Origin of the sequence: Devosia sp. Root413D1 (assembly GCF_001425235.1) — a bacterium.
In the GTDB taxonomy this organism is placed as follows: Bacteria; Pseudomonadota; Alphaproteobacteria; order Rhizobiales; family Devosiaceae; genus Devosia_A.
This window is the reverse complement of the sequence record NZ_LMEA01000013.1, coordinates 124,854-140,072: the sequence shown is the minus strand read 5'-3', so window position 1 is coordinate 140,072 and position 15,219 is coordinate 124,854. Positions and strand designations below refer to the sequence as shown.

Annotated in this window: 17 protein-coding genes; 8 read left to right on the top strand and 9 right to left on the bottom strand. The window is 66.3% G+C overall.

Annotated elements, in window-relative coordinates:
• The first annotated feature begins 8 nt into the window (after positions 1–8).
• Together ASC89_RS25930 and ASC89_RS25925 are read left to right on the top strand one after the other, a co-directional pair.
• Positions 9–1,115, top strand: coding sequence for a histidinol-phosphate transaminase (locus ASC89_RS25930; protein ID WP_055886731.1), 1,107 nt, complete (start codon positions 9–11; stop codon positions 1,113–1,115).
• Positions 1,115–2,098, top strand: a complete 984-nt coding sequence (locus ASC89_RS25925; protein ID WP_055886728.1) for a prephenate/arogenate dehydrogenase family protein — start codon at positions 1,115–1,117, stop codon at positions 2,096–2,098. The genes ASC89_RS25930 and ASC89_RS25925 overlap by 1 nt, the downstream gene beginning before the upstream one ends.
• 191 nt (positions 2,099–2,289) lie before the next feature.
• On the opposite strand, the gene ASC89_RS25920 is transcribed toward ASC89_RS25925, so the two are convergent.
• The gene (locus tag ASC89_RS25920) at positions 2,290–3,297 is read right to left on the bottom strand and encodes a DUF2125 domain-containing protein (protein WP_056003465.1); all 1,008 of its coding nucleotides are present in this window, start codon (positions 3,295–3,297) and stop codon (positions 2,290–2,292) included.
• A gap of 87 nt (positions 3,298–3,384) precedes the next feature.
• On the opposite strand from ASC89_RS25920, the gene ASC89_RS25915 reads away from it, so the two are divergent.
• Positions 3,385–3,939: a gamma-glutamylcyclotransferase gene (locus ASC89_RS25915; RefSeq protein WP_056003463.1), complete on the top strand. Its 555-nt coding sequence runs from the start codon at positions 3,385–3,387 to the stop codon at positions 3,937–3,939.
• 234 nt (positions 3,940–4,173) lie between these two features.
• Here the strand turns inward: ASC89_RS25915 and ASC89_RS25910 are convergent, their stop codons facing one another.
• From ASC89_RS25910 to ftsE, 4 genes are all read right to left on the bottom strand, one after another.
• A complete protein-coding gene (locus ASC89_RS25910; RefSeq protein WP_055886718.1) occupies positions 4,174–4,518 on the bottom strand; it encodes a hypothetical protein in 345 nt (114 codons plus the stop codon).
• 115 nt (positions 4,519–4,633) lie between these two features.
• A complete protein-coding gene (locus ASC89_RS25905) occupies positions 4,634–5,455 on the bottom strand; it encodes a 1-acyl-sn-glycerol-3-phosphate acyltransferase (protein ID WP_056003461.1) in 822 nt (273 codons plus the stop codon).
• 188 nt (positions 5,456–5,643) lie between these two features.
• Positions 5,644–6,585: an ABC transporter permease gene (locus ASC89_RS25900; RefSeq protein WP_244488558.1), complete on the bottom strand. Its 942-nt coding sequence runs from the start codon at positions 6,583–6,585 to the stop codon at positions 5,644–5,646.
• The gene (gene ftsE, locus ASC89_RS25895) at positions 6,575–7,234 is read right to left on the bottom strand and encodes a cell division ATP-binding protein FtsE (RefSeq protein ID WP_055046533.1); all 660 of its coding nucleotides are present in this window, start codon (positions 7,232–7,234) and stop codon (positions 6,575–6,577) included. Before ftsE ends, ASC89_RS25900 begins: the two co-directional genes overlap by 11 nt.
• A 169-nt stretch (positions 7,235–7,403) precedes the next feature.
• Here ftsE and ASC89_RS25890 point away from each other — a divergent pair, with 169 nt between their 5' ends.
• The 3 genes from ASC89_RS25890 to ASC89_RS25880 are packed head-to-tail and all read left to right on the top strand — an operon-like array spanning position 7,404 to position 9,248.
• Positions 7,404–8,348, top strand: coding sequence for an MJ0042-type zinc finger domain-containing protein (locus ASC89_RS25890; protein ID WP_056003458.1), 945 nt, complete (start codon positions 7,404–7,406; stop codon positions 8,346–8,348).
• Positions 8,348–8,758, top strand: coding sequence for a response regulator (locus tag ASC89_RS25885; RefSeq protein WP_055886701.1), 411 nt, complete (start codon positions 8,348–8,350; stop codon positions 8,756–8,758). The genes ASC89_RS25890 and ASC89_RS25885 overlap by 1 nt, the downstream gene beginning before the upstream one ends.
• Positions 8,759–8,762: 4 nt before the next feature.
• Positions 8,763–9,248, top strand: a complete 486-nt coding sequence (locus ASC89_RS25880) for a DUF3592 domain-containing protein (RefSeq protein ID WP_056003456.1) — start codon at positions 8,763–8,765, stop codon at positions 9,246–9,248.
• Here ASC89_RS25880 and ASC89_RS25875 read toward each other — a convergent pair.
• Entirely contained in the window at positions 9,245–10,348 is a 1,104-nt protein-coding gene (locus ASC89_RS25875) for a winged helix DNA-binding domain-containing protein (protein ID WP_056003453.1), read from the bottom strand. The genes ASC89_RS25880 and ASC89_RS25875 overlap by 4 nt on opposite strands.
• A gap of 97 nt (positions 10,349–10,445) precedes the next feature.
• Between ASC89_RS25875 and ASC89_RS25870 the strand changes: the two genes are divergently transcribed.
• Together ASC89_RS25870 and ASC89_RS25865 are read left to right on the top strand one after the other, a co-directional pair.
• Positions 10,446–10,811, top strand: coding sequence for a CidA/LrgA family protein (locus ASC89_RS25870; protein WP_056003450.1), 366 nt, complete (start codon positions 10,446–10,448; stop codon positions 10,809–10,811).
• Positions 10,808–11,524, top strand: coding sequence for an LrgB family protein (locus ASC89_RS25865; protein WP_055886689.1), 717 nt, complete (start codon positions 10,808–10,810; stop codon positions 11,522–11,524). Before ASC89_RS25870 ends, ASC89_RS25865 begins: the two co-directional genes overlap by 4 nt.
• A gap of 164 nt (positions 11,525–11,688) precedes the next feature.
• Here ASC89_RS25865 and lysA read toward each other — a convergent pair whose 3' ends face one another.
• The 3 genes from lysA to argH form a co-directional block, all read right to left on the bottom strand.
• The gene (lysA, locus tag ASC89_RS25860) at positions 11,689–12,945 is read right to left on the bottom strand and encodes a diaminopimelate decarboxylase (RefSeq protein WP_055887157.1); all 1,257 of its coding nucleotides are present in this window, start codon (positions 12,943–12,945) and stop codon (positions 11,689–11,691) included.
• A gap of 86 nt (positions 12,946–13,031) precedes the next feature.
• Positions 13,032–13,760, bottom strand: a complete 729-nt coding sequence (locus ASC89_RS25855; RefSeq protein ID WP_056003447.1) for a gamma-glutamylcyclotransferase — start codon at positions 13,758–13,760, stop codon at positions 13,032–13,034.
• Positions 13,761–13,769: 9 nt separating this feature from the next.
• Positions 13,770–15,212, bottom strand: a complete 1,443-nt coding sequence (argH, locus tag ASC89_RS25850) for an argininosuccinate lyase (RefSeq protein ID WP_056003444.1) — start codon at positions 15,210–15,212, stop codon at positions 13,770–13,772.
• Positions 15,213–15,219: the final 7 nt, after the last annotated feature.

Genomic DNA, 15,219 nt, shown 5'->3' with positions numbered 1-15,219 from the left:
CCTCAGACATGACCGACACGCCCAAACGCCCCGTCCCGCAGCCCGGCATCCTGAAGATCGCGCCCTATGTCCCGGGCCGTTCCGACACGCCCGCCGGCGTCAAGCTGGTCAAGCTCTCGGCCAACGAGTCGCCGCTGGGGGCCAGCCCCAAGGCGATCGAAGCGGTGCGCGAGGCGGCTGGTCGGATCGAGATTTACCCGGAAGGCTCGTCGCGCGATCTGCGCATGGCGCTGGGCGAGGTGCACGGGCTGGCGCCGGACCGCATCGTCTGCGGTTTTGGCTCGGACGACATCCTCCACCTCCTCGCCCAGGTCTATCTCGGCGAGGGCGACGAAGCGGTGATGAGCCAGTATGGCTTCAACGTCTACCCGATCATCACCCGCGGCGCCTCGGCCGAGATCATCATGGTGCCCGAGACCGACTACCGGGCCGATGTCGACGCGCTGCTTGCCGCGGTGACGCCGCGCACCCGCATGCTGTTCCTCGCCAACCCGAACAACCCGACCGGCAGCTACCTGCCGGCAGCGGAAGTCGAGCGGCTGCAGCGCGGGCTCCGGCCGGACATCCTGTTCGTCCTCGACAGCGCCTATGCGGAATACGTCACCGCCGAGGATTACGCTGAAGGCATCGACCTGGTGAACGCCTCGGACAATGTGGTGATGGTGCGCACCTTCTCGAAGATGGGCATTGCCGGCGAGCGGGTGGGCTGGATGTATGGACCCGATCACGTCGTCGACGCGGTCAACCGCATCCGCGGGCCGTTCAACGTGTCGCTGTCGGGACAAGCGGCGGCCGCCGCCGCGGCGCGCGATGTCGCGTTCACCGCCAGGCTGCGCGAACATAATGCACGCTGGCGCAGCTGGCTCACCGGGGCGCTCCAGTCGAACGCCATCCGGGTGCCGCCGAGCCAGGGCAACTTCATTCTGGCGCTGTTCGAAGACGTGGCGACGGCGAAGGCGGCGTTCGCCGCGCTGCGCGATAAGGGCCTGTTGGTGCGCGAAATGCATGGCTATGGCATACCCGACGGCTTACGCATCTCCATCGGGCTCGAGGAGCATATGCGCGCCGTGGTGGAAATTCTGAAGGCGTTCGGGGCGCCGGGGGCAAGCAACTGATGTTCGAAAAACTGACGCTTATCGGCATCGGCCTGATCGGCTCGTCCATCGCCCGGGCGGTGAAGCTCAAGGGCCTCGCCAAAACCATCGCCATCACCACGCGCAAGTCGGCGACGCTCGAGGAGGCGCGGGCGCTGGGGCTGGGCGACATCTATACGCTCGACGCCGCCGAGGCGGTCGAGGGCGCCGATCTCGTCATCCTGTGCACTCCGGTCGGCGTCTATGCCGATGTGATGCAGCAGATCAGCGGGCGCCTGGCGCCAGGCGCCATCCTCTCCGATGTCGGTTCGGTTAAGGGCCAGGTGATGAAGGCGCTGGAGCCGATGGTTCCGGCGGGCGTGCACTTCATCCCCGGCCACCCCATTGCCGGTACCGAGCATTCCGGCCCATCGGCCGGCTTCCCCGACCTGTTCGTCGGGCGCTGGTGCGTGCTGACTCCGAAGCCGGAGGTGGATGCGGTGGCGGTCGACCGGCTGGTGTCGTTCTGGGGCGCGCTCGGCTCGAACGTCGAAGTGATGGATGCCGCGCACCACGACCTGGTGCTGGCGATCACCAGCCATGTGCCGCACCTCATCGCCTACAATATTGTCGGCACGGTCGCGGATCTGGAGGCGGCAACGCAATCAGAGGTGATCAAGTTCTCGGCCTCGGGATTCAGAGATTTCACCCGTATTGCCGCCAGTGACCCGGTGATGTGGCGCGACGTGTTCCTCACCAACCGCGAGGCGGTGCTGGAAATGCTCGGGCGTTTCCTCGAGGATCTATCGAGCCTGCAGCGCATGGTGCGGGTCGGCGATGGCGAAGGCATGCAGGCGCTGTTCACCCGCACCCGCGCGATCCGTCGCTCGATCATCACCGCCGGCCAGGAAACCGCGGCCCCCGATTTCGGCCGCCCGCACGGCACGCCGGAAGCGGCCGTGGTCCCGCCGACCGACGTGTCGCCAGTGATGGTGCGCGAGCATGGCGGCGGCGAGGACGCCTGATGCTTCCGCCACTGCAGCCTAGTTTCTGAGGTTTGTGCTCTTGGCCCCGCCCCCTCCCATCCTCCCCCATCAAGGGGGAGGTGCCGTTCGGTGCTTGGGGCGAGATCCAGGGAAAATCCACCGGCCCGCACCTCCCCCTTGATGGGGGAGGCTGGGAGGGGGTGGGGCCGCAGGCGCGATGACGCAAGGCGTCAGAACAGCGGCAGCAACTGTGCAAAAGGCACGGCGAGCAGTTTCACCTGGCCATCGGTGATGGTGAGGCTGTTGTGGAAGCTGCCATCGGCATTGGGGGCGCCGCGCAGCATGGCGAGTTGCATCACCGGCAGGAACTGGGCGAAGCGATCGAGCACACCCTTGGTGGTGTAGCTGATCTCGCCCTCCGGGTAGCCGCCGCCATTGAGCTTCAGCGTGCCTGAGATCTCGAAGCGCTCGTCGGGCTGTGGCTGGCTGCCGGCCAGTTTGGTCAGAGTCAGCGCCCCGCCGGCCGCTTGCCAGCGACGCAGCGCGTCGGGCTCACCGAAGGCGCGAAGATCGTCAGGTATGGCGGTGAGCTCGACTTCGGCGCTGGTGTCGGCGGCTGCGACCTGCAGCCCTGGCAGGTCCAGCGCCGTGGTCGAGAGGTAGCCGCGGAGCGCTGCAGTGCCGGCGGCCTTGTCGTGCAGTTCGGGGACATCGAGCAGGTGCGCTTCGAGGTGCTTGCTGCGCGCCTCGACGATCTCGCCGGCGACGGTATCGGTCAGCACCAGATCATCGGCCACCAGTGAGAAGCGGGCGATGCGCCAGCCTTCGCCGCTGAGGCCGCGCATCAGGTCGGTTGAGGTGAGCCGCAGGCTGCCTTCCATGGCGCCGAAATCGAGCCGGCGCTGGCTGCCCGAAAAGGCGTCGGCAAGGCTGAACGGCGCCTTTGCCGAGAAGATCAGGTGCGATGGCGCGTAGACCAGCACCGAACCCTTGAGACCGGCGAAACTGGCCGTGAGGTCCCGATCGACCAGGGTAGCGTCGAGGCATTCGAGGTCGAAGCGGAACGGGAAGCCGGAGACGTCAAAGGTGCCGCAGGTGAGCTTCGGCGCGGTTTCGCCGTCGGCTTCAGCCAGGAGCCTGACTTGCCGCGTTGCCTCACCGGCGGCCCAGAGCCAACCGGCGGTCCACAGCCCGACCAGGACGACCACCGCGATGGCGAGCCACATGAACTTCCGCAACGTCAGGTCTCCCATTCCGGCGCACCGATTGCGCGGCGCGGACCGTATCGGTAGGAACGTGACCGCGGCAAGGCGAGTGGACGTTTCGTGCAGCAGAATTCAACGCATTGGGTGTTCGGCTATGGCTCGTTGATCTGGCGGCCGGGCTTTGCCTTCCTCCGGCAGATGCCGGCGCTGCTGCGCGGCGTGCATCGCCGGCTCTGCGTCTACTCCTACCGGCATCGCGGCACCGAGGCGCAGCCGGGGCTGGTGTTCGGACTGATGCCGGGCGGCTCGTGCCGTGGCATGGCGTTCGAGGTTGATGATGCGGAGTGGGACGGGGTGCACGCCTATCTCAGCGAGCGCGAGATGGATCGCGGCGTCTACCGCGAGGCGACGCGGCAGATCGAACTCGCCGATGGCGACCTGGTGCCGTCGCTGGCCTTCCTCGCTGACACGCGGCACCTGCAATATGCGGGCAAGCTCGCCATTGCCGAGCAGGTGCGGATCGTGCGCGCCGGGGTGGGCGAGTCCGGCGCCAACCCGGAATATGTGCTGGAAACAGCACGCAAGCTGCATGAGCTCGGGATCAGCGACCGCTATCTCGACGAGGTGGTGGCGGCGCTGAACGGCACGGATGTGCCGGTGGTGGCGGGGGTCTAGGGGCTGACTGCAGCAGACGGCCCCCTCCCTCGCCATTCGAGCGTAGCTCTCATGGCCTTCTCCCCTCAAATCGCTCCACCGGAGCGATTTACCCTTCGGGACGGCTCGAAGTTCCCCATAAAGGGGGAGGTGAAGGAAGGTTGGTGCTTTCGACGAAATCGTGCCCCACGCACAGGTGCGGCACCTCCCCCTTCATGGGGGAGGATGGGACGGGGCCGTCTCTCTCGGTTGTCCTCAGGCGGCGCTTAGCCCGATGATCGGTTCGGCGCCTTCGAGATCCCACACCACGGTGAGCCGTTCGATGGCGTCGGCGCTGGTTTCGACGTGGAAGACGCGGTCGGCGCAATCCATGGCGAGGCGGAAGCGGGCGCGGCTTACCGGGTCTTCGACGAGATCGGCAGCGCCGCCCGCCCACATGACGTGCGGGCCGAGCGCGATCAGGTAGAGCTCATCGGCCTTGAAGCTGAAATCGTCGAAGCGCAGCGGCTCGAGCGCGTAGAAACGGCCTGAGCGGCCGCGCCAGTTCACCGGATGCGCGGTGGCATGCTGCAGCAGCGTACGATCGAGTGTCGGCACCATGCCCCCGGCTCCTTCGATACAAGGCGAAAGAGAACGAATATAGAACAAATTTGAGCTAAATGTCAAGCACCGCCCGGCGTGACATCTACACCTATGGGCTGCGTCGCTGATTCCGTCAAGATGTAGTGGTCTCGAGTGGTCCGGGCGCTATCCCTTGCTTCAGCTTCTCGAGCCGGTCGCGCAGCTCGGGGCTGATCGGGCGGCTCAGGCCCTCATCATAGGCCTGAAGGATCAAGCGGTTGGTTTCGCCTTCGATTGCCGCGATCAGGCGGCCGCGAAACTCCTCGACCGCGAGGCCGGGCGGGATGGCGGGGAGGAACCGGGCCCGGGCGGTGCCGGGCCAGAGCAGCACGCTGTTGCGGCCCCAGAACAGGCCGGAGTTGAGCGCCACCGGCACCACCGGAATGTTCAGGCCCTCATAGAGCCGGACCACGCCGTAGCGATAATCGTAGGGCTCGAGCGGCGCTTTGCGCGTGCCTTCGGGGAAGATGATGATGCGGGCGCCGTTGGCGAGCGAGCGGCGGGCGTCGGAGAGCATCAGCGGGATGGCGTCGCCGCCTTTCGAGCGATCGACGCGGATGGTGTCGAAGGCCATTGCCGCCTGGCCGAAGAACGGGATGTCGATCAGCTCCTTCTTGGCAATGAAGGCGGGGCGCCGCGCACCAGGCAAGAGCGCGAAGATGTCCCAGTCGCTCATGTGCTTACTGGCAATAATGCAGGGCCCATCGGGGATGTTCTCGATTCCTTCAACGTCGGTCTTGATGCCGGCGATGAGCCGCAAGGCCAGGATGTGCGAGTGGATCCAGTAGAGCGCCAGCGTCCAGCCAAACCTGGTGCGGCCCCAGAGCGCGCTGATGCCGACGACGATCGCCAGCACCACGGTCTGCAGGTAGAACACCGCGTAGAACAGCAGCGAGCGCAACGCCTGGCCGAGCAAAGTCGATCCTCCCCGTTTTGCGCCGGAGGGTGCCTGCTACGACGCTGGCGAACAAGCGAGAAATCGGCGCGTGGGGCCACCCCCACCCTTGATCCCTCCCCAGACACTCTCACCCTATACCTGCAGCTATCGCCTCCCTCCCCCTTGTGGGGAGGGACTGAGGGTGGGGGTGGCAGCAGCCACCAGGCTCAGGATGTCTTCTGCAGGAAGCGGCGCACCGTCATGCGCGAGGTGATGGCGGTCAGCGCGGCGATCACCGGCACCACGGCGAGGATGCCGAACATGCCGTCGATGCCCAGCGCAAAGCGGCCGAACAGGATGCCCAGTTGCTGGCCGGCCTCCTGCGGCACCATCGAGCCGGCGGCGACGCCGACCAGCAGGAAGAACAGTAACGCTGCGAGGCCGCCGAAGATGCCGCCGCGGAAGCCGATGGTGAGGAAGCGGCCCTGGAACTCGCCGGCGATAAAGCTGTTCGAGGCGCCGATGAAGTGCAGCACGTCGACGATCTCGCGGTTCGACGCCATGGTGCCGCGCGTGGCGAAGATGATGGCGAGCACCGTGGCGACGACGATCAGCGTCAGCACCAGGAGGCCCGATGCGACGATGGTGCCGGCCATGACATTGAGCTGCTGGCGCCAGGCGGCGTGGGTATCGAGGCTGGCGCCTTTCACCGCGGAGAGGTCGCGCTGCAGCTTGTCCACGTCGGCCTCGGCGGGGTCGGCAAGCTGCACGACGACCAGCCGGGGGATATCGATGGCGGTGAGATCGAGGCCGGCGCCGAGCCAGGGCTCGAGCAGTTTCTGGCTCTCTTCGAGCGTCAAGGCGCGCGCCGAGGCGACACCGGGCGTGGCTTCGGCCAGCGCCACCGCAGTGCGGAGGTTCGAATCCATCACCTCGCCCTCGACCGGGCGGATCTGGATGGTCATCTCGCGGCCGACATCGGAGGACCAGGCGATGGCGGATTTCTGCACCAGCACCACGCCGCCGAGCGTCACCCCCGACAGGAACGTCATGATGGCGATCAGCAGCACCAGGGTGCGGCCGGAGACCGAGCGCTCCGGCACAATGGCGGCAGCGCGTTCGCGGTTCTCGATCCCGACGAAACGGGGGAGCTTCAGCTCAATCGGCAAAGACGATCTCCCCCTCGTTGAGGATCATACGCGGAAAGGGGAAGGCATCGAGCAGCGGCAGCTCGTGCGTGGCGAGGATGATGGTCGTTCCCATCTTGTTGAGTTCGGCGAACAGCCGCACCAGCCGCAAGGACAGTTCAGGGTCGACGTTACCGGTGGGCTCGTCGGCGAGAAGGATGTCCGGGCGGCCGATCACCGCACGGGCGATGGCGGCGCGCTGCTTCTCGCCGCCCGACAGCACCGCCGGCAGCGCATCGAGGCGCTGGCCGAGGCCGACCCACTCGAGCAGCTCGGTGACGTTGGCGCGGTAGCTCGCCTCGGGTTCGCCGAGCACGCGCAGCGGCAGCGCCACGTTCTCGAAGGTGGTGAGGTGGTCGAGCAGGCGGAATTCCTGAAACACGATGCCGATATGGCGGCGCATCTGTAAGAGCGCATCCTGGTCGAGCGAGGAGGTGTCCTTGCCGAACAGGGTGACCCGCCCGCGGGTCGGCCGCAGTGACAACAGCAGCAGTTTCAGCAGCGAGGTCTTGCCCGACCCTGAGGGGCCGGTGAGGAAATGGAACGTGCCGGGTTCTATGCGGAAATTGAGATCGCGGAGGATCTCGGGCCCCTGCCCATAGCGCAGGCCGACATTGGAGAACTCGATCACCGGGCCATCCGCTCCGAATCAGTTGAGAGGCATCATAACAGCGGCATCCCGCCGGGGCGGGGTTCTCACCCATAATTCAGCCCAAATCTTGGTCGGCCGAAGCCTCGGCCGCGGCAGTTTCGACGTTCGGGTTTGAGGAAACTTAACCCGGCGCCGCTAGCTTTCGTCCATGCGTTCACCCCAGCCAGCGACGGTCGTCATCGCCTGCCCGCATTGCGGCACGCGTTACCAGGTGCCGCCCGAGACGCTCGGGCCGCGCGGCCGGCAGGTCAGCTGCGCGCATTGCGGCAAGGCCTGGATGGCGGAAGCCCAGATGGCGCCGCCCGACGACGACAAGCTGTTCACCCCGACCGAGGAAGAGGCGCTCGACCGCGAGTTCAAGGCGATCGAGCATCGCACCGGCATCGCCGAAATCCCCGCTTCGCTGCGTGGCGTGATGCCGGATGGAGCGCCGCCGCCCGAAGTGGTGCGCTCGATCGCCGAGATCAAAGCTGCCATCGCCCCGAAAGCGGGCGAACCAACTCCGGCCCCCGAACCTGCAGCAAAGCCCACGGCGGCCGAACGGGCGGCCAACGGCAAACTGGAGAAGCGGCAGCGCGCAGTGGCGCGCCGGCTGCCGGCGGCGAAGTTGTTCCGGATGATCCGCATCGGCGCGGTCTGCCTGCTGGTGGCGGTTCTCGCCGGTGGGCTGCTGTTCCGGACCGAGATCGTCAGGCTGGCGCCGTCGATGGCCGGGGTCTACTCGGCGCTCGGCATGGGCGTGAACGTGGTCGGCCTGGAGTTTTCAGACGTCTCGACGGTGATGAGCCGGCGCGGCGACAGTGACGTGATCAGCGTCACCGCCACTATCCGCGGCGTCGAAGCGCGCGGCGTGGTGGTGCCGCCGGTGGTGGTAAGCCTACTCGATGCGCATGGCGCGCCGCTCTACCAGTGGAGCGTCACGCCACCGGCTCCGGATGTCGAGCCGGGCGAGGCCGTGGCCTTTTCCGCCGAACTGGCGTCGCCGCCCAAAGGCGCGACGCAGCTGCGCCTGGGCTTTGCCTCGAGCCGGCAGAACGTCGCGGCGATCCCGCCCGTGGCGACCAAGGAAATTATTGAAGAGACGGTACACTGATGGCCAGAATCCTGCTTGCCGAAGACGATGACGGAGTGCGGGCGTTCGTCTCGCGCGCCCTCGCTCACATGGGCCACGATGTGGTGGAAGCCGAGGATGGCGGCCTCGCCGCCGAGGTCATGCAGGAAGAGCAGGGGCGCTTCGACCTGTTGCTCTCCGACATCAAGATGCCGGTGATGGATGGGATCGCGCTGGCGCTTAACGTCGCCTCGGCCTGGCCCGAGGTCACCATCATGCTGATGACCGGCTTTGCCGACCAGCGCGAGCGCGCGCACGGTCTCGACCAGCTGATCTACGACGTGATCCCAAAGCCGTTCACGCTGGCGCAGGTGCTCGAAAAAGTCGACGACGCCCTTGCCGGCCGGCCGCCGGAGATTATCTCTTTGGCACGTCAGGCGATGATGGGGTGAATTTTTGGCGAAGCCGCGCTGGGCCAAAAGGAGTCTCGCGGTTCTCGGCGGCCTCGCGATAACGGCCATCTTCGGCACATTCGCCGTACTCGGCTGGAACTCGGCACAGCTCGGCCACCGACTTGAGACCGAAGCGTCGACGGCGTCGGCGACGATTGTCGCGAAGGACGTTCGCTCGGTCAGGGCCGGTACCAAGAGCGGCCAGCCTGAGTACCGGCCCGATTACTTCGTGACCTACCGGTTCACGGCGAGCGACGGTGCCGCATATTTCATCGAGACCGGCGTATCGCCGACGTTCTTCACTCGAACCGCGATTGGCGCCACCACTCCGGTGCGCTATCTCGCCGACAATCCGAAACGCAGCGAGGTCGAGTTCGGCCACACAGGTGCGTCGAGCTTCCGCGCACTTGTGTTTGGTGGTTTCGGCACGCTGATCGGAGTTGGTGTGCTGGCCTCGGCAGTGTTTCGGCCGCGATTGCTGGGGCTTTAGTCCGCGAGTTCCAGCACCCGGACGTCGAACGTCTCCGCCTTCTCCTCCATGAAGTGCAGGAACTTCAGGCCCTCGCGCTCGATCTCGGCGACATCCTTTTTCCTGAGCTGGTGGTAGGGCGTGACGGTGAGCACCGCCGCGCCCTTCTTGCTGTCGATTGACCAGCCGGCCGACATCAGGCCGTCGACCAAGACGCCCGGCTTGACGTTGTTGACGAAATCGCCGCGCAGTTCGTCGCCTGCGACGAGGAAGCGGCGGCGGTTGTCGTAGCCGAGGATAGCGTTTTCGTAGAGCGGCAGGAAGCGAACCGGGGCGAGGGTATCGGCATCAGGACGCGGCGCGTCGGGCAGGTCGAACAGTTCGCGGCCATCGGGGGCGGTGAAGCTGACCAGCTCGGGGCGCAGCGCTTCGAACACTTCGCCGAGCTTGGTGAGGCGCGACCAGCCCTGCATGTCGGCGACGCTGGCCGGCCCATAGGCGGCGAGGTAGCGGCGGACCAGCGCTTCGCGGGCGATCGGGCGCTCATAGGGCGCCGGCAGCCAGTTGCCGATGCGGGTGATGACCGGCGAATGGCCGGAGCCCCAGATGCGGGTTGGCGGGATCTGGATCAGCGTGTCGGTCGATTGCAGCAGCATGGTCATGGCCAGCGGTTCGCCAACGGGGAAGCGCTCGCTGAGGCGCTTGCCGAGCTGGCCGGCGGTCATCGGCTCGGCGTCGAGCAGTTTTCGCGCCAGCTCCAGTACCGCGGCTTCGTTATTGCCGCCGAAACGCTTCTTGAAATTGCTGAGCCAGACGGAGCGGAGGAAAGGCTGCATCTCTGCCCGGATGCCGATCAGGTCGTCGACGGTGTGGAGATGGAGCGTGCCGCGCATGGTGGTGGCGCGGGCCAGGGTGCGATCGACGATCAGCGCGGTCAGCGCCTGGTGGGTAAAGCCCTCGAGCCGCGACCACAGCCCGATATAGGGATCGTGGGTCTGCTGCGCCTGCATGCCGAGCAGCCAGGCAATGGTGTCGGTGATACCCATGTCGCTGCGCTCGAGCAGCATCTGACGCGCCAGGGTGGCGCGGTTGAGCTGGCGGTCGGTCAGGGCGTTCGTCATCTGCACCTCCTCGGTATGGGCATAAACTAGCCGGAGCGTACTGACAGGGCTTGTCAGCAGCTTGCACCGGCAGGCGAGCGCTCCGATAGTCGCGGGCATGATTGCCATTCTCGCATTGCTGCTCGCCTGCCAATTGGCCGGTGAAATCCTGGCGCGCTCGCTGGCTCTGCCGATGCCGGGCCCGGTGGTCGGGCTGATCCTCCTCGCCATCGTGCTGCTGGCGTGGGTACAGCGGCGGCCCGACCTCAAGGGCACGCTGCTCGACAAGGTCACCACTTTCCTCGTTGGGGGGCTGGGGCTGCTGTTCGTGCCAACCGGTGTCGGCGTGGTGCAGCAATTGGGGCTGCTCGGCGACTATGGCGTGGGGATCGTCCTGACGCTGATCATCTCGGCGGTGCTCACCATGCTGGCGACGGTCGGGGCGTTCCTCGCGGTAAAGCACTGGACCGGGAAGCGGCCATGAACGATCCGTTCGCGCTCTGGGTCTATCTCAGCTCGACGCCGCTGCTGTGGCTGACGGTGACGCTCTGCGTCTGGGTCGGGGCGGATTGGCTGGCGCTGAAATCGGGCCGCAACCCGCTGGTCAATCCGGTGCTGCTGTCGATCATCGCGGTCGGCGCCGTGTTGCTCGCCACCGGCACGCCGTATGGGCGCTATTTCGAGGGCGCGCAGTTCGTGCATTTCCTGCTCGGCCCGGCGATCGTCGCCATCGCCGTACCGCTGGTCACCAACCGCAAGATCGTGATGGAGAACCTGTTGCCGCTGCTCGGCGCGCTGCTGGCAGGCTCGGTAACGGCGATCGTCTCGGTCGTACTCCTGGGCCGGCTGTTCGGGCTGCCGCCGGATGTGCTGCTGGCCATGGTACCGAAATCGGTGACGGCAGGCGTCGCCATGGGCATTGCCGAGCAGATCGGCGGCTCACCCTCGCTCACCGCCGTGCTGGTGGTACTGACCGGGGTCACCGGCGCCGTGCTGGTGACGCCGATCATGAACGCCCTAGAGATCACCGACTACGCGGCGCGCGGCTTTTCGGTCGGGCTCGCCTCGCACGGCATCGGCACGGCGCGCGCCTTTGCGGTCGATCCGGTGGCGGGCACGTTTGCAGGCATCGCCATGGGGCTCAACGCCGTGTTGACCTCGGTGCTGGCGCCGATACTGGCGGCGTGGCTGGTTTAGCTACTGGCCCGGGGTCTTGCCTCCCTCACCGGGTGTCATCCCAGCGAAAGCTCGGATCCATCCATCCGCTGGCGCGGGCTGTGAGTTGGGTCCCAGCTTTCGCTGGGATGACACCGAGTGGGTGGAGAAAACGGTGCAACCCGATCGGGCAGCGCCCCCGGGGCTCACACCCAGTCGGGGACGCTGTCCAGGGCGATCAGTTCGGCGATCGACTTGCGTGGGCGGATGACGTGCCACTTGTCGCCGTCGACCAGCACTTCGGGCACCAGCGGGCGCGAATTGTAGGTCGAGGCCATCACCGCGCCATAGGCGCCGGCCGACATCACAGCGAGCAGGTCGCCTTCCTTGACGCCCTCCATCTTCCTATCCTGGGCGATGAAATCGCCGGTTTCGCAGACCGGGCCGACCACATCGGCGGTGATCTGCGCCAGGTTGGAATGCACCACCGGCTGGATGTCGTGATGCGCCTCATAGAGGGTGGGGCGGATCAGATCGTTCATCGCCGCATCGACGATGACGAAGGTCTTGCCGCCTTCCTTCACGTACTCGACCTTGGTGACGAGGATGCCGGCATTGCCAACGATCAGCCGGCCGGGCTCCAGCACCAGCGACACGCCGAGCGGGCCGATATGCTTCCTGACGATCTCGGCATAGGCGGGCGGGGCCGGCGGGGCGTCTTCGTCGTGGTGGTAGGGGATGCCGAGGCCGCCGCCGACATCGGCATGGCGGATATCGTGGCCGGCGGCCTTCAGGTTGCGCACCAGTTCGGCGAGCAGCGCGAAGGCGTTATCGAACGGCGTCATGTCGGTGATCTGGCTGCCGATATGCATATCGACGCCGACGGCGCGCACGCCCGGCAGCGCGGCGATGCGGGCATAGACCTCGCGGGCCCGCGCGAACGGGATACCGAACTTGTTTTCGGCCTTGCCGGTCGAGATCTTCTTGTGCGTGCCGGCATCGACATCGGGGTTGATGCGCACCGAAACGGGCGCCGTCATCCCCATGGAGACGGCGACATCGCTCAGCCGCTCGAGCTCAGGTTCGCTCTCGAGGTTGAAGCACTTGATGCCGACTTCCAGTGCCCGGCGCATCTCGGCGAAGGTCTTGCCGACGCCGGAGAAAACGATGCGGTTGGCCGGCACTCCGGCGGCAATGGCGCGCTCGAGTTCGCCGCCCGAGACCACGTCGGCGCCGGCGCCCTCCTTGGCGATGAGCTTGATCACCGCCTGGTTGGAGTTCGCCTTCATGGCATAGGCGACCAGCGTGTCGATGCCCTTGAAGGCATCGCGCATCACCTGCACGTGGCGACGGAGCGTCGCGGCCGAATAGACATAGAACGGCGTGCCCACCTTGCCGGCGAGGGCGGTGAGGTCGACCTCCTCGGCGAACAGCCGGTCGTCGCGATACTGGAAGTGATGCACCAAGGTCTTGCGCCCCTACGAAATCCGGGCGGAAGCTCTAGGCGAAAACACCGGGCAGCGGAAGCGAGACTTCTCTACAGGGCCGATCAAGAAGCGCGATGCGCCGCACCGGCCGGCGCGGGCCAGTGGTGGTCGATCCGTTCTGCGATCAGCCGCTGCAGGGCCCACAGGTTGCGGTCGTGGATGCCGTATTCGGCGAGCTTCTGCACTGTCGAGAGCACATACTCGGCCATCGAGCCCTTCCAGCCATGCGCCTGCGCCAGCCGGTCGGCACGCTCCGCCAAGGTGAGGCCGCCGACATAGCGGGTGCTGTTGCGGTTGATGGCAAAGGCGAGGGCGGTGAGCGGACCTTCGGCGGTGGCGACCTTGATCCAGCGGCCAGGGAAGGCGTTAGGCACCATGCTCATTTCGCGGCGCACCAGCTTGTCCATGTTGGCTTTGATGGTACCGGCCGGAATGCGGAAGGCAACGCTGCGGCAGCTGCCGCCGCGATCAAGGCACATCATCAGGCCCGGCTGTTTGGGGTTGCCTCGCCAGCGCTGGTCGAACAGGCAAAAGCTGCGGGGCCAGCCGCTGGCGACGGCGATACGCTGTTGGTCGAACTCGGTGGCCGGGTTCCAGATCAGCGAGCTCAGCGCGAAGATCCAGAACTCGCCTTCCGGCGCCGTGTCGATGATGCGCGCGACTTCCGCATCGTAGTCGACCTCGGTCGCTGGGCGAATGCCCGGGTAGGTCGGCTGGCCCGGATCCTCGATCACCGGGATGCGGGCGACATGGTCAGCGGTGAGGTGCAGGGGGCGTGGCTGGCGCGGCATTGCCGGAGCCTACTCCACTCCGCCATCGCCGTGACCCCCCGATTTCTTCACACTGACCGGTTCGGACTTCACGCCGGCGAGGATTTCCTTCCAGCGGGCGGCCTGCAGCGCGACGTTTTCCGGCGCGGTGCCGCCATAACTCTTGCGGGCCGCGACCGAGCTTTCGACGCTCAGCACCTTATGGATGCGGCTGTCGATGCGGTGGTCGATGAACTTGAAATCCTCGATGGTGAGGCCATCCAGCGTCATGCCCTTCTGCTCGGCCAGCGCCACGATCTGCCCGGTGATATGATGGGCCTCGCGGAACGGGATATTGGCCTGCTTGACCAGCCAGTCGGCGATATCGGTGGCGGTGGAGAAGCCGGCATTGGCCGAGGCGCGCATCTTCTCGCGGTTGGCCTTCAGATCCTCGACCATGCCGGTCATCGCGGCGAGCGACAGCGACAGCGAGTCGAGCGCGTCGAAGGCGACTTCCTTGTCTTCCTGCATGTCCTTGGAATAAGCGAGCGGCAGGCCCTTCATGACGATCAGCAGCGAGGTCAGCGCGCCCATGATGCGGCCGACCTTGGCGCGGATCAGCTCGGCCGCGTCGGGGTTGCGCTTCTGCGGCATGATCGAGGAGCCGGTGGTGAACTTGTCACTGAGCTTGACGAAGCCGAACTGCGACGACGACCAGATCACCAGTTCCTCGGCGAAGCGGCTGAGGTGCATGGCGCAGAGGCTGGCGGCCGAGAGCGTTTCGAGGATGAAATCGCGATCGGAAACGGCGTCGAGCGAGTTGGCGGTGGGGCGATCGAAGCCGAGCGCCCTGGCGGTCATGTCGCGATCGATCGGGTAGGGGGTGCCGGCGAGGGCGGCCGAGCCGAGCGGGCTCTCGTTGAGGCGCTTGCGCGCATCCTCGAAGCGGCCGTAGTCGCGGCCGAGCATTTCCACATAGGCAAGCAGGTGATGGCCGAACGTCACCGGCTGGGCGTTCTGCAGGTGGGTGAAGCCGGGCATGATGGTCGCGACTTCTTCCTCGGCCCGCTTCACCAGTGCCAGCTGCAGGGTTTTGACCTGCGCCAGCAGCGTGTCGATGGCGTCGCGGACATAGAGGCGGAAATCGGTGGCTACCTGGTCGTTACGCGAGCGGGCGGTGTGGAGGCGCCCCGCGGCATCGCCGATCACGTCCTTCAGGCGGCTCTCGACATTCATGTGAATGTCCTCGAGCGAACGCGAGAACGTGAATTTGTTTGTCTCGATCTCGTCGAGCACGGTCTTTAGGCCGGTGATGATCGCGTCGCGATCCGCCTGGGTCAGGATGCCCACTTCCGCCAGCATGGTGGCGTGTGCGATAGAGCCGGCGATGTCCTGCTTGTAGAGTCGCTGATCGAAGCCGATGGAGGCGTTGATCTCTTCCATGATGGCGTCGGGCCCGGTCGCAAAACGGCCGCCCCACATGCGATTGCTCATCTCAACT